General features: G+C 40.2%; 8 protein-coding genes. 6 read left to right on the top strand and 2 right to left on the bottom strand.

The window, feature by feature from the left end:
* Positions 1–9: 9 nt before the first annotated feature.
* The 6 genes from ACHLI0_RS02205 to ACHLI0_RS02180 are packed head-to-tail and all read left to right on the top strand — an operon-like array spanning position 10 to position 12,623.
* Positions 10–2,409, top strand: a complete 2,400-nt coding sequence (locus ACHLI0_RS02205; RefSeq protein ID WP_490749545.1) for an ABC transporter permease — start codon at positions 10–12, stop codon at positions 2,407–2,409.
* A 27-nt stretch (positions 2,410–2,436) separates the two neighbouring features.
* Positions 2,437–3,111 (top strand): ABC transporter ATP-binding protein, encoded by a 675-nt coding sequence (locus tag ACHLI0_RS02200; protein ID WP_008761529.1) that lies wholly within the window; start codon positions 2,437–2,439, stop codon positions 3,109–3,111.
* Between the two features lie 17 nt (positions 3,112–3,128).
* Positions 3,129–5,474 (top strand): ABC transporter permease, encoded by a 2,346-nt coding sequence (locus tag ACHLI0_RS02195; protein WP_490748354.1) that lies wholly within the window; start codon positions 3,129–3,131, stop codon positions 5,472–5,474.
* A 15-nt stretch (positions 5,475–5,489) separates the two neighbouring features.
* Positions 5,490–7,808, top strand: a complete 2,319-nt coding sequence (locus ACHLI0_RS02190) for an ABC transporter permease (RefSeq protein WP_490748353.1) — start codon at positions 5,490–5,492, stop codon at positions 7,806–7,808.
* A 21-nt stretch (positions 7,809–7,829) separates the two neighbouring features.
* Positions 7,830–10,238 carry an ABC transporter permease gene (locus ACHLI0_RS02185; RefSeq protein ID WP_272200907.1) on the top strand — a complete coding sequence of 803 codons (2,409 nt, stop codon included), beginning with the start codon at positions 7,830–7,832 and terminating at the stop codon, positions 10,236–10,238.
* Positions 10,239–10,265: 27 nt separating this feature from the next.
* The gene (locus tag ACHLI0_RS02180) at positions 10,266–12,623 is read left to right on the top strand and encodes an ABC transporter permease (RefSeq protein WP_272200905.1); all 2,358 of its coding nucleotides are present in this window, start codon (positions 10,266–10,268) and stop codon (positions 12,621–12,623) included.
* A gap of 215 nt (positions 12,624–12,838) precedes the next feature.
* On the opposite strand, the gene ACHLI0_RS02175 is transcribed toward ACHLI0_RS02180, so the two are convergent.
* Positions 12,839–14,161, bottom strand: a complete 1,323-nt coding sequence (locus tag ACHLI0_RS02175) for a BT_3987 domain-containing protein (protein WP_490748352.1) — start codon at positions 14,159–14,161, stop codon at positions 12,839–12,841.
* A gap of 30 nt (positions 14,162–14,191) precedes the next feature.
* Entirely contained in the window at positions 14,192–16,090 is a 1,899-nt protein-coding gene (locus ACHLI0_RS02170) for a RagB/SusD family nutrient uptake outer membrane protein (RefSeq protein WP_062695091.1), read from the bottom strand.
* Positions 16,091–16,095: the final 5 nt, after the last annotated feature.

The following is a 16,095-nucleotide window of genomic DNA, read 5'->3' as shown; positions in this document are numbered from 1 at the left end:
ATAGTAATGATGATAAAACACTATTTAAAAGTTGCTTTTCGTAACTTTCTGAAATATAAGACACAGAATTTTATATCCATTATAGGACTGGCAGTCGGATTGCTATGCTTTAGCATTTGCTTCTATTGTAGCCGATACATGCAGAGTATGGACCAATGTTTTGATAATTATCATCGTTTGGTCGATATACGTCTGTCTGGTGATGGAGAACCGTACGCAGGTACTCCCGCCGTATTAACAGAGAACTTAATAAAAGAGCACGGACAGCTTGTGGAGGGCTATTCAAGAGTATCATATATTCGGGATCGTCCTTTTAATGTATATTTAAATGATGAAAAGAAACTACCTTATACTTTTGATTGCATAGAGGTTGATTCACTTTTTGATCGTTTGTTCACTCCGGATATTGTAGCCGGTTCATGGACAACGGCGGCCCATACTTTTAATGCCATAGTATTGACGGAAAGTACAGCACGTAAAGTTTTTCCTTATCTTCAGGATGCCGTTGGCAAACGTATGGTGATAACTAGCAGATTATATACTTCTCCCGAAACAACTCCTCGGGACGGAGGGATTACTTATACCATACAGGCTGTGATTAAAGATATTCCTACCAATGTCAGCATGAGTTTCATGCGAAAGATTGATGCCTTGGTTTTGAATGACAGTGAAGGATTATTTAGAATGAAGGGTAACAATGATCAAACAGGAACTTATACCTATGGCTTGTTGTGGAAAGGACAAACTGCGAAAGATTTAGAGAATCAATATAAAAAAGTCAAATTTACTCATCGGATGTTTGGTCAGGATTGCGATGTACTTGTTTCTCCTATTGGCAAAGAGACTGATAGTTCTAAAATTGCTATGATTTTTAGTTTGACGACTAGTATTGTCGGCATTCTTATTTTGTTGGTATCATTGCTTAACTTTTTTCATTTTCAGATTGGGAGCATGATAAATAGACAGCGCGAGTTTAGTATTCGAAAGGTATTGGGTAATGGCACAATTCAACTATCCATGATGCTTTTTACTCAATTATTTCTTGTTATCATTCTGGCTTCAATATTTATGTTTGGTTTTATAGAAGTTTTAGCTTCCGGAATGCAGATTTCATTTTTTGATTTAACGATGTCTGTCGAAAGAGATAGTTTGATGAACCAAGCCGGAGAATATATTTTATTGCTTCTTTTAGTCACTTTATGTATTTGTTTTTTGGTTTCTTACTACATTCGCAAAGTAAGTGTACAGACTAGTATCCGCAGTCATCATATAAGAGGGAAAAACCGTTTTCGTAACATTATGTTAGGTATACAGTTCTTTATTTGCTGGCTCTTTGTATCTATGACTGTTGCGCTCTATCTTCAGACAGAAAAAACGACTTCTACCTTATTCAATACACTGACTAAAACGGAAAAAAGTGAAATTCTGAGTATTGAGCTCGATTATGCTTTTATGAAGAATGAGGAAAAGTTAGCCCTTGTTGACCGTATCCGTCAGCATTCCGGTATAAAAGACATCTTGCTTGCTGATATTGGATATTTAAAAGGAGTATCAGGTACAGGCATGCAAATTGAAAAAGATAATCCGGATAAATATATGGAAGCGAATGTTATGAATGTAAGTCCTAATTTTATATCTTTCATGCAGATACCTTTGTTGGTCGGACGGAATATGGAAAGTGATAGTGATATGTTTGTAGATGATGTATTCAGAGATAAAAATGGAAAAGATATATTGGGAATGTCTCTTTATAATTATCAAAATGGATATATAGTCTGTGGTGTACTTTCTTCTTTCAATCCTTCAGTTTATAGTCGTGGGGCAGAACAGCCTGGATATGTGTTTTTACCCTCTGAATTTGATTATTATGTTGGTCATTGCTATATAAAGTGCTATTCAGGAAAAGAGGAAGAAGTTACTCAATGGGTTTATCAAATCTTGCGAGATGTGCTGCCGGAAAGTATTGACCCTGAAGTATCCACTTTCCTGGAAGACATCAATGAGGAACAAGCATTAGAAACCAAACTCAAAGATATTATCTTGTTTTTCTCTGTAGTAAGCTTGATTATAACCTTGCTGGGAGTATATGCAGCTATAACTCTTGATACCGAGCGCAGGCAGAAGGAGGTAGCGATTCGTAAAGTGAATGGGGCTGGGATGAAACAGATCATTATGTTATTTGCCCGATTATACATGTTGCTTTTAATAATAACTGCCATATTAGCATTCCCTGTCATATGTATTATTCTTCAGATGTGGAAGGAAATGTATCAGGTATTTTTCAGTTATGGAATCCTATATTGGAGTGGTATATTTGCAGGAGTAACTTTATTGACTGCAATAACAGTTCTCTTCCGGATATTGAAGATTGCCCGTCTTAATCCGGCAGAAGTAATTAAAAACGAATAAACACAATAACTTTTAAATATTACAATTATGATCAAAACAATTAATTTACAGAAGATTTTCAAGACCGAAGAAGTAGAAACTTGGGCGTTGAATAACGTAAGTATCGAAGTGAAACAAGGAGAGTTCGTTGCCATTATGGGACCTTCCGGTTGTGGAAAGTCAACATTGCTCAACATTCTTGGTTTATTGGACAATCCGACAGGAGGGGAGTATTACCTCAATGGAACAGAAGTTTCCAAGTACACAGAGTCACAGCGTACCAGCCTTCGTAAAGGAGTGATCGGTTTCGTCTTTCAGAGTTTCAATCTGATAGATGAATTGAATGTCTATGAAAACATTGAATTGCCTCTGCTCTACATGGGTATCTCGGCCTCCGAACGCAAAAAAAGGGTGGAGACTGCTATGGAACGAATGGCTATCACACATCGCAGCAAACACTTCCCGCAACAACTTTCCGGAGGTCAGCAGCAGCGTGTTGCTATTGCCCGTGCAGTAGTTGCCAATCCTAAGCTGATCCTGGCCGATGAGCCTACTGGTAATCTGGATTCAAAGAACGGTAAAGAAGTGATGGGGCTATTGAGTGAACTAAATAAGGAAGGAACCACTATTGTGATGGTAACACACTCACAGCACGATGCCGGTTATGCCGACCGTATCATTAATTTGTTCGACGGACAGGTAGTAACGGAAGTCAGTATGTAATATATTCATAAAGTACCATGATTAAACACTATTTGAAAGTAGCCTTTCGCAATTTGGTAAAGTACAAGACACAGAGCCTTGTCAGTATCATTGGATTAGCTGTTGGTTTCACTTGTTTTGCGCTGTCTGTCTTATGGATTCGTTATGAAATGACTTATGATACTTTCCATAACGGGGCCGACCGTATCTATATGGTACGTGCGCATTATACTGATTCCCCCAGTAGTACATCCAATGTTACTCCTTACCCTTTGGCGAACTATTTGCAGGAGAAAATGCCGGAGATAGAAGCTACTGCTTCCACTTCCATATATCGGGATATGAAATTCCGTCTGGGAGATAATGAACAGGAAGTAGTAATGGCTACAGCAGATTCTGTTTTCATGAACTTTTTCAATATACAGCTGCTGAAAGGAACTGTCAACTTCCTGAAAGAAAATGACCCGGAAATCGCCATTACGGAAGAGTTTGCCCGAAAGCTTTTCGGCAGTGAAGAGGATGCTTTGGGGAAAGAAGTAGAACTGAGCGGACGTCCCCGTAAAATAGGCGCCATTGTGAGCGGATGGTCCCGTCATTCCAATATACCGTATAGTGTATTGAGTTCGGCAAGGCGCTATCCACGTTGGAGTAGTAAGGGAGAACAACTGTTTATCCGTGTTCGCGCAGGAGTGGATAGGGATACTTTTCAAAAGAAGATGGAAGACATTGATATTTTGGATATTCCCAAAGAGAGCGAACTTGTGAAGCTTCTGATCACGCCCATTTCGGCTTTGCGTTATTCGGATTATGTTTCTAAAGTAGATGTAGTCATCTCCTTCAGTTATATTTTCTATTTCTCTTTAGCAGGCGGATTGGTCATTATTTGTTCCTTATTCAATTACCTGACGCTTTATATCAGCCGGCTTTGTATGCGTAGTCGTGAAATGGCGCTTCGTAAAGTAAATGGTGCAAGTAATACATCTTTGTCGGTTCAGTTTGCCATTGAACTGTTATTGATTCTATGTATCGCCCTGCTATGCGGATTGTTGATGATAGAGGTGAGCATGTCCGGCTTCCTGAACTTCACACAGATAAAGACAGGTTCATATTATGGAGAGATCATTGCATATCTTTTGATTGTAATCATTCTGTCTTTTCTGTTAGCACAGATGCCGTTATCTTATTTTCGCCGTCGGACATTGCAGGAAGCGATAAAAGGAAAAGTGGTAACTACCAGACCTTATCTGTTTCGTAAGATAGGAATTATCATGCAGTTAGTTGTCAGTCTTGCTTTTATCTTCTGTGCGATTGTTATGATGAAGCAGCTCTATTTTCTGAAAAATACGGATTTAGGAATGGAACGTCATAATGTCGGTAATGTAGCCTTATGGAATGGAGATATCAAGCAATGGTCGGGGAAGATAGCTGCTTTACCCATGGTGACAGAGACTTTGCCCCCTTCGTATTTCCCGATTATTCCTACAGGGCCGATGATGTATGCCGAAATAAACAACTGGGATGATTCGCCGAAAGCGGTTGAAGAACCTTTAACTGTTGGTATGATGCCTGCTAAAGAAGAATTCTTTGAATTCTATAAATTGAATTTATTGGAAGGCGAGTTTATATCGGACAAGAATCAAGAAAATGAAGTAGTGATAGATGAAAATACATGCCGTAAATTTGGATGGAAACGGGCTTTGGGCAAAAGTTTCTATCATGAATATAATGGTCAGCGTAGCTTATATAAGGTTGTCGGAGTAGTCAGGAACTTTAGCTATCGTTCTCCTACGAGTGAACCGGGACTGATTGCTTTTCAGCATCCTAAAGCGCAAGATTATCTGTTGAATCGTGCCAGCATTCTGTTTAAATTTAGAGAGGGCACTTGGAATGAATGTCGTGCGACTATAGAGAAACTATACAGAGAGGAATTTCCAAATGCTTATATGCGATTGTTCAATGAAGAAGAGGAATATAACAAGTACCTCCGTTCCGAAGATGCACTGATGAAATTATTGAGTTTTGTATCATTGGTTTGCGTCATTATTTCTGTATTCGGAGTTTTCTCATTGGTAACGCTGTCTTGTGAACAGCGTCAGAAAGAGATTGCTATACGTAAGGTGAACGGAGCGCAAATCCATCATATCCTGCAAATGTTCTTCCGGGAATATTTATTGTTATTGATCATAGCTGCTGTTATTGCATTCCCCGCAGGATATGTTGTAATGAGGAGATGGATCGATAGCTACGTGAGACAAACATCGATAGATAGCTGGGTATATATAAGCATCTTTGTTGTGATAGCTATTATTCTTTTGCTTAGCATCATTTGGAGAGTATGGAAAGCTGCCCGGCAGAATCCGGCAGAAATTATCAAGAGTGAATAACGTAAACACAATATCATGATATATCATTATTTAAAAATAGCTTTTCGCAATCTGATCAAGTACAAGACGCAGAGTATTGTAAGTATAGTCGGCTTGGCAATCGGTTTCATCTGTTTTGCATTGTCTGCCTTATGGATACGTTATGAAATGACATACGATACGTTTCATGAAGGGGCGGAACGCATCTACTTGGCAGGTAACAAGTTTGAATTGCAGGGGGACGGATTCTCTTATTTTTCTCCTAATTTATTGGCTGATTATATAAAAACAAATTGTCCGGAAGTAGAGAAGGTATGTCATATCCGTTATGATTCGAGCAGAAAACCGATGAAATATAAAGATACAGAATACAAGATGTTACAGATGGAAATTGATTCCAGTTTTATTTCTATGTTCAATATTAGTGTGTTAGATGGAAAAAGTCGTTTAATATTAGATAAAAATGAAATAGCCATTACAGAGGAGATAGCAAAACAGATTTTTGGAAAAGAAAATCCGATAGGTAAACAATTACTCTTTCCGCAGAGTAATAATTCTGAAAAAACTATCGTGGCGATTGTAAAGTCATGGAAAGGGCATTCTTTACTTTCTTTTGATATTTTATTGTCCTATGAACCTGATGATCTCAATTGGAATAGATCAGAATGCCAAACTTTTTTACGTGTCTATCCTGATAGTGATATAAAAGTACTGGAACAGAGACTGACAAACTACGAGATAGAACAAGATTCACATAAATGGTTAAGATCAACGCCAATTGCTTTATTGTCAACATTGAGAAGTACTCACCCAAGGAAGGATGTAAATGTCAAGTTGAATCATGTTCGTCTTTTTGCCTGTATGGGTGCTTTGGTTATTATTTGTGGATTGTGCAACTATTTAACGATGCTTGTTACTCGTATCCGAATGCGTAAACGTGAATTGGCATTACGAAAAGTAAATGGAGCTTCTAATGCGAATTTGCTATCGTTACTACTTTCGGAACTGGCCTTGATACTTGTTCTTTCTGCAGGGATAGGTGCTATGTTAATGGAGTTGATTCTGCCTGTTTTTAAATATTTATCTCAAATAAATGAGAATACTTCGTTTTTTTATAGCGAAGTACTGATTTATATCTTGTCTTTAGTTGTAATCACCGTAGGCATTGCTGCTGTGCTTATACACTATATCAATAAGCAGACTTTACTTGAAAATATCAGGCAAAAGTCAAATCTTCATCTTTCTGGTTGGCTTTATAAAAGCAGTATTCTGTTGCAACTCTTTGTTAGTATTGGCTTTATTTTCTGTACTTTTGTTATGATGAAGCAATTAAACTTTCTACAGAATTCAAGAGAACTGGGGCTTGAACGTCATAATGTAGGAGTGATTGCCCATGCTTTAGGCTGTGAGAGTGCCGCGGTAAAACAGATAGTAGATCAGATACCTGATATCACAGAACATTTGGAGGGATTCTATACCCCGATTCCAAAAATGTTATATTCTACTTTTAAAGTGTGTGATTGGGAAGGGAAGTCAGATGAGGAGCAAAGTTTCAATATGGAAGATGAAACTATAAATCAGGATTTTGTCGATTTTTTCCATATCGAGATTTTAGAAGGTAGCATACCGGATGAGAAAGATGAAAAAGGAACAGTTGTCATTAATGAGGCTGCTGTAAAGGCTTTTGGATGGAACGAACCGATAGGAAAAAAGTTTAATAAGGAATATAAAGTAAAAGGTGTTATCAAAGATATATATTACAATGCTCCCATACATTCGGTGGCTCCCGCTATGTTTTCTTTGCAAAAGGGTCGTGAAAATGGACATATTATTTTTAAAGTAAAGGAAGGCACATGGAATAAAGTATCACAGAAATTGTATGAGGAGGTGAATAAGGTTAATCCTAATGCGATAGTAGATTTGGTAAATATGGGAGATACCTACAATGAATACATGAAGTCAGAAAACACATTAAGCAAGTTATTGAGTGTTGTTTCTCTTATCTGTATAGTGATTGCCGTATTTGGTATATTCTCCTTAGTGACTTTATCATGCGAACATCGTCGAAAGGAGATTGCCATTCGGAAAGTAAACGGTGCAAGTGTTAAAGTTATTTTGAACTTATTCTTTAAAGAGTATTTGATTTTACTTGTCATAGCGTCATTCATGGCCTTTCCATTAAGTTACCTTATCATGAAACACTGGCTCGAAGGATATGTAAAGCAGACGCCGATAAATCTTTGGATATATGGAAGCATATTTGCAGGTATGTTACTTATAATATTCCTTAGCATCATCTGGAGAGTATGGAAAGCTGCCCGACAGAATCCGGCGGAAGTAATCAAAAGTGAATAACATCCTTATTATAAAAGCAATATGAAGAACCAATTATCTGCTATCAGGACTTTATCCCGTTTCAGAACATACACGATGATCAATATTATCGGGCTTGCAGTCAGTGTGGCTGCAACGTTGATAATTGTACGCTATATCCATCAGGAGATAACAGTTGACCATTTCTGTAAGGACCTGGACCGATTGTACTTGCTGACTATTCAAAGGAGTAATGGCAGCATTTCGATCGCAGATAATACAGACAGGAATAATGATCCTAATTTTATAGACCCTTTAAAGAATCCGGAAGTAGAAGCATATTCTTATAGTGTTTCTTTTGACGATGATTATATTGTAGTCGATAATCACCGTTACCGGGCCAATGTTTTGGTAACTGATAGCTTGCTTTTGCAGTTGATGGACTATCCGATAGTTTCGGGAATTAAAACTATTCAGAAACCGGATGATGCAATTATTACCCGGAAATATGCCCGGCATATTTTTGGTGACGAAGATCCGATAGGGAAACAATTAACTTCATCATCAGGTTCTGTACTTACCATTCGTGGCATTGTGGATGAACCGAGTACCAAGGCATCTTTGCAATTCGACCTGATAGCTCCGGTGAATCAGGGGAAATATGCAGACTGGAGTCGGGTGGGATTCTGCATGGTCCGGCTGGCAAACGGAACAGATCTGAAAAAGTATAATGAAAAGATTTCCAAGCCACAGTCATTAATATGTTACAGTCATTCCCCTATACAGTATGGGCTTACTCCCTTGAAAGGATTGTATTTCAATAAGATTGTCGAACCTTCGGGAACTTCTTTTTTGCGAGGGAATATCAACCATGTGATGATTTTGACTGTAGTGGCTTGTATGCTGTTGTTGGTGGGAGTCTTTAATTTTATCAATATCTACACGGTTATCGTTCTAAAGCGGGCACGTGAGTTTGGTGTAAAAAAAGTATATGGCGCAAGCGGCTTTCAGATATTTACCCAGATTTATGTAGAGAATATATATATGGTGGCAGTCGCCTTGCTTATTATCTGGATGCTGATCGAAACTTCAGCCGGGATATTCGCCTCGGTATATGCAATTCCTGTAAAACCGGATATCGCTTTTGATCTGTCGCTGTCTCTCATTTTATTGTTCGTATTGCCGTTGGTGACGTCTGTCTTTCCTTTCTTACGTTACAACTATTCTTCTCCGATCACCTCTTTGCGTTCTGTAAATGCCGGAGGAAATTCAATTGTTTCCCGTGCAGTATTCTTATTTATTCAATATGTCATTACGTTCAGTCTGATAGTAGTTGCACTGTTTTTTGTTCGCCAGTTGTACACAATGCTGAATGCGGATTTAGGATATCAGACAAAGAATATCATTTCATGCCAGTTCCTGTCATTCGAGACACAAAACAGAAGATATGCAAATGATGAAGAATGGCAGAGAGAACGTGACTTGGAGCGGCATAAAATACAAGTTATCAAACAAAAGATGGATGCATGCCCTTTATTCATTTCATGGGGATATGGTGAAGCCCCTATCAATCTGGAACCATACGTCAATGTGGAGAGTAACGGAGAGAAACATAAAATGGCTATCATGTATGTTAATAATAATTATATGGATATGTTTGGCCTGAAGTTGAAAGAAGGAAGAACGTGGAATGATAAGGACCAGTTTGCCCAATATAAAATGATGATAAATGAAACAGCCAGAAAGCTCTTCCAGATAAAAGATATAAATGAAGCTTCACTGCAAACTGAGTCCCGTCTATGGTGGAGTGTGGGGACAGATGAAAGTAAAAATCCTGCTTATCAGGTAGTAGGTGTGATAGAAGACTTCCGGACCGGACACTTATCTATGGGGGATGCACCACTGGCTATTCTGTATGATGAAGGAGAAAACCCTACCGAACCTTTAATGGCTAAAATAGCCGAAGGTAAACGCAAGGAAGCCGTTCAATTCTTGAAGGAACTACACAACGAAGTAATGGGTGAGGGGGAGTTCAATTATTCCTTTGTCGAAGATGAAGTTGAAAAGCTGTACGATGATGACAAGAGAACGACCCGCATCTACGTCACCTTTGCCGGATTGGCTATCTGCGTTTCCTGTCTCGGACTGTTCGGATTGTCATTGTATGACATTCGTCAGCGCTATAGAGAAATTGCATTGCGTAAAGTGAACGGAGCTACAGGCAAACAGATCACTTTGTTATTGGTCAGGAAGTATCTATCTATTTTGGGAGCCGCCTTTGTTGTTGCTATTCCTTTGGTTTATTATATTATTAATGACTATACCAAAGACTTTGCGGTGAAAGCTCCGATAGGAGCAGGGATTTTTGTGACAGGCTTCATCCTTAGCTTGCTTATCTCACTGGGTACATTACTCTGGCAGGTACGCAAAGCTGTCCGCATCAATCCGGCATTGATCATGAAGAACGAATAAGATTAAAAACGACTAAGATTACAACGAATGGAACGAACTGCTATGGAAAACCTCGTACTATTAAAACTTATATTCAGAAACTGGTGGCGCAATAAACTTTTTGCGGTCATCTCTTTGGTTAGTCTTGTGGTCGGTATTTCCTGTACCAATCTTCTGATTTCGTTTGTCATCCATGAATATACGATAGAAGGGGAAAATCCAAAGAAAGACCGTATCCTGCGTCTGACCCAGCAACTACCATCCATGCAGAGCACCGGACAAGTATCATTTGTCTACGGAGGATCGGTTGCCGGAACGATAGCTCCGTTTCCGGAGATTGAATCTTATCTCCGGCTGACCGAGAAGGAAGTAACTCATATCGAAATTGAGAACCAGTGCTTTCCTCAACAGGTCATTGTTGAGGCCGACAGTTCTTTCTGCCGTTTTTTTCCGTACCAGATATTGTCCGGCAATATGAAAGAAGCCTTGACCAAGCCGGACTGTATTGCTTTGAGTGAAGAAAAAGCCATGCAATACTTCGGGAAGATCGATTGTATCGGGCGGGAACTGTCTTTGGTATATGGAGATAAAGTTGAAATGAAAAGGGTATCTGCTGTATATCAGTTTTATGCGCAGTCAGCCCTACGTATTGATTTGCTCGGTAATTCTCAGAACCTGCAGGAAGAAGGAACTTCCTGTATGATTCTTCTCAAAGAACGGACTGACGTGTCAGCCTTTCGCGAACGTTTTGAGTCAACAGAACTGCCTACAGTGACAGGTCCCGGATATTATAAACTCCAGACATTACAAGAATCCTACTTCGACACAAAACTGGCTGATTCCGTGAAAACATTCAGTCACCGGCAGATCGCTTTATTGAGTATCGGTTTATTATCAGCCTTTCTGGTCTTATTCATCGCTTGCTTCAATTACGTAAACCTAAGCTTTTCGCGCCTGCTGAAACAAGTAAATATGATTCATGTAGAGACATTAATGGGAGCTTCTCATTCATATATTTGCCGGCAACTTTTTATCGATACATTCCTTACTGTATTTATCGCTTTCATCCTTTCCATTCTTGTAATGGGGGACATACTTTCTCTTTTTAATTACTTTTTTGATGCCCGTCTGACTTTCAGTTTCATTCTTTCATGGAAAGTCTTTCCATTTATCCTTCTGTTTGTTTTTCTTTTGGCCATTATACCGGCCACCTATATGGCGAAGAAACTGAACCGCATTTCTATCAGCGGATATCGGCAATTCTTTCAAGGGAGAAAAAGAAGAAGCCTGGTAGCGATCCTTGTAGGCGTGCAAATGGTTATCTCCATCGGATTGATGACTGCCTTTATGATGATACGCTCTCAGCTTTCAACCATAGAAGAGCAGGGTGAACGCTTTAAAGGAGTTATAATCTTAGGTAATGAGGGGACTGCCCTGACTATCCCTTTGTATAATGACATTAAAAAACTGCCCGGTATCCAAACTGCCCTGTTATCCAAAGGGCGGATAACGAGTCCTTTTAATATCATCATTCCACTAAACAGGAATGGGCAGGAAGTAATGATAAATAAAGTTTTATTGACCGAGAACTATGAACTGCTGGACTTATTCAACATAGAACTTCTCGAACCGGAACGAACGGAGGATTTATTTTCCAAGGTAGCCCATCCGGTAGTTGTTAATGAAGCCTTTGTACAGTTCTTTGTACCGGGAGGAGAAGATCCGGTGGGGCAGACCTTAAGCAAATATGAGCAGGACAACGCCGGTGAAGGAACTATTATCGGTGTGTGCAAAGATTTCAGACTGACTTCTTTCAACTCTGCCATTACTCCGATGCAGATTATTCTTCAAGAGATTCCGGTCGATCAGGCAACCTACCTGTCTTGTCGTATAGATGAGGGCAGACGCAATGAGATAGTAAAAAATCTCCGGTTGCTGTGGGAGAAACACGAGCTGGGACATTCTTTTGTTTACATAGACGCCTATCAGCAATATATATCCAACAATACAGATATGGTGAATTTCTCCCGATTATTACTGGCTTATGCTATAATCAGTTTGTTCCTGACCCTTTTTGGTATCTTTGGAATTACATGGTATGCGGTAGAACAACGAAAAAGAGAAATTGCGATTCGTAAAGTACACGGTGCCTCTTCCCGCCAAATTCTATTGTTGTTGAATTGTCCGTTCTTCTATTATATTCTGATAGCCGACATGATCGCTGTCCCCATCGTATATACCTTGATGAAACGGTGGAGGGAACAGTTTGTGTATCCTGCGGATTGGGGAATAGAAGTATTTATAGTACCTGTCGTCTTATTGATGCTTGTAACGTTTGTCACAGTTGTCCTTAACGGATATCATACGGCATTAAGTAATCCGGCTGAGACTATTAAAACGGAATGATCACTATGAATATGTAGTTCTTCAGTATCCAGTTTCTAAGAAGATAAAACGTTCTTCTTTTGCCGTTGACTTTGAAGCTAATCAACCGTTGGAAAAACAGGAAAGGTGGCATCGGACAAAATAAAAGCTACTCTCTTTGGGGGAAGAGAGTAGCTTGACTTCAAGATACACTATAGAGTGCACTTGCTATAAAATACCTATCGAATGCTCATGTGTCAGTTAATAATAGTGCCCTTTACATCCAGTTCTCTGATAGCAGCGACAGTACTGTTTCCTCCATCATCGGGAATCGTGAGTCTGATGTAGCGTGCTTTGATCGATTTTACATAATATTCCAGGGCAGCATCCTGATTCGTGAATCCGAATCTGCCGATAGGAGTCCAGTTCACGTTATCTTCACTAGCCGCAAACTCGACCACTTTGATAGGATTGTTTGAACCTCTGCCGCGTGGAAGCAATTCCACCTGTGCTATTTGTATGTTTTGCTTCATATCTATTACAATATCATACGGTAGCGGGTCGCTTCCACCTTGCCATTTGGCATGCCAGAATGTTTCGGTGTCTCCGTCTATCAGACATTTGGCTAATCCATTGCCGGCTCCTTCTCCCGAAGCTTCCTGTGTCGTAAAGGACAGAACTTCCCAGTTGCTTTTTGATATTTTCGTTCCTTCTTTTATGATGCAGAATCCTGTGTAGGTGTCTTTATCCGCACGGATAGTGGCATCGGAAGTAACTTCGCCTATTTGCACAGGAAGCATATAATTTCCCGGAAGAATGTTATCTTTCAGCTTGTAACTGACTGTGGTCTGATCAACTCCCTGAGACAATGACGGGGATTCGGGTTTGGTATAACACTCTGCCGGCAGAAGACTGAAATAAGTCTGATTGGCACTGTTGTACGTATCTACTACCGACTGGTTGTTGACTAATGTACAGTTGATGTTCCATTTATTGCTAAAAGGTACTCCAATGGTAATCGGCAACTCTTTTACATTGTCGACGTTGGTCTCCTGTATACCATCGTTTATGATAGTTACAATGGGTTCGGAAACTTTAAATCCCAGCAGAAGGGTGGAACGGTCGGGATTCAACTTCTCTCCTGTAGTGCTTGCCTTGAGTGGGAGAATGTATCGAACATTGTCATAGCCGCACAACGCATGAATCTTTGTCGGGTCGTATACGATAGTGCCTTTTGCCAGTCTGTCATCGGCAGATACGTTAACCGTTGTGTTAGTCATTTGATAACAATCTTCCGGAAGTATCTGGTAACTGGTTCCGTCGGCAGTATTGAGTGAGTCGAGCAAGCCTTTGTCTACGGTGAAGGTGACGGTACTGTTGTTCAGTTCCAGCCCCCCGTGTTGTATCCATAAGTCAGCATTGTATTTTTCTCCTACATTATACGATTGCAGAATAGTCAGTCCGTTTTCAGACAATGACAGAATCCCTTCGGATGTATTGCTCGTATCAAAGGTTTCATCACAACCGATAATAGAGAGAGTGATGCAACCTGATATTAGTATATAACTTATTTTTCTCATAATGTTCATTGATTTATTGTGCTTATACAATTACCAGCCCGGATTCTGGACGAGGTTTTGTGTCTTTCTCATTTCATGATCCGGTATTGGCTGTAAGTACATCTTTCTATTGAATACAATTTTTTCAGTTTCCACTACACGGTTGAACTCTTCAGTATCATTAATAGTTCCCCGTACATTCATACCGTGTGCATATCCGTTCTGGCGTCCTTCACCGTCTTTGTCGGCAATCATCCATCGGCGTACATCGAAATAACGTTGACCTTCCGTTGCCAGTTCAATCTGGCGTTCGCGCTGAATGGCTGCTCTTTGCAATTCTTTATTACCGACGATGCCGGGATTCAGTACTTCTATTTTCGGTAAACCTGCCCGTTCGCGTACGAGGTTCAGATAAGTCAGTACGCGTGAGTCGCTCGGATTTACTTCGTTGGCAACTTCTGCATATATCAGATAGAAATCCGCCAGACGGAAGATTATGGAAGGGCGGTTCTGACTGGTTACCCCCGGGCTGGTTTTGCTGATTGACCGGTTGAAGCGCTTGAAAAGCATATATCCGGTTGTAGTGGCGTGTCCTTCCTGAACGCCTGCATTACCTCCATTGTAGAATTGGACTTGTTTGCAGGTGACAGGCCATTGGCGTCCGTTAAAGAATACAGTATTGTAAAAACGTGCTTCACGATTCAGATAGCGGTTGCTGACTGTAACGTTGGTGTAGTTCTTAGAGTATTTTCCGTCATTCTTATCCTTGTAAGTTCCATAACCATCTTCTTTATAAAGTGTTGATTTCGGCAGATAGTCGGTTTCCTTGATGGGAAGTCCGTCGTTCATATAGAATGCATCTACCAGCTCTTGCGTTACTCCGGTCGAACCTAAACCGTTCTTTTCGCAACGAGGGACGATTCTTCGGTCGAATGCATCGCCATCCAGACCTCCCCAGTCGTTGTTGGCGGTACCCCAGATGATTTCTTTGTTGTATTTTTGGAAGAGATTGTAAACTGAGGCATCTACGTCTAGAAGCTGCTCACCGGTGCTGCTTGTTGTATATTCTTTATACAGTTCGTAGCGGTTTCCGGTTTCTGCATAATCAATAAAGTCTTTGCAAGCGCTTAATGCTGTATTCCATTTGTTGTCATCACGATCGGGGAAGAGTCTTGTACCGTCCGGGTTGGTCAGGGACAGCGCTTCTCTGTATCCACCGTTGAGAAGAGGACTGGCTGCATATAGCCACAATTTGGCACGTACTGCTAATGCGACACCTTTGGTGGGCCATACACGGTAAGATTCATTCTCGTGCATCGGTTCCTGTGGCAGCTCATTGGCTACTTCACGTAGTTCTTGATCAATATACTCTATTACTTCATCTACAGTATTTCTTGGAACGTCCTGGGTCTCTGTTGCCTCGTACACTTTATCTTTTACGAGGATGATGGGACCGTATTGTTCAAACAGAAGATAATTGTAAAACGCACGCATGAAGCGTACGTTGGCACGCATCTCGTTCAGTTCATCTTCTTCCAGTCTGTCACCTTGCGTACCGCTGGTTGTAATCACATGAGCTTTCTCCAGAAAAATGTTAGCCTGCCGGATGTATTTATAGCAGTCGCCATAGCGGTGAAAACCAGCGGTTGCCGCATTCTTGTCCGAGTTGTTGCCCTTCGCGGCATTTCCATAACCTACTACCAGTTCATCGCAGATTGCAGCCCACGGATTTTTAAAAGCACCTACATTCAGGCTATTTATTCCCGAATAGTCGGGGATTCCTGCAAAGACATTGGCATACCATCGTTTGGTATAGGATACGTTTTCAAATATCTGATCTGTATTTTGCAAGCCTCCTGACATTTGGTCCGAAACAGCCAGATAATCGCATGAACTGACGGAGAAGAATAATCCCATCAGCATCATATATATGTGACTTTTACTTTTCATATTTT

Source organism: Bacteroides sp. RCH18 (genome assembly GCF_058231005.1).
The sequence above is the reverse complement of the archived record's forward strand: the minus strand, read 5'-3'. Positions and strand labels throughout refer to the sequence as shown.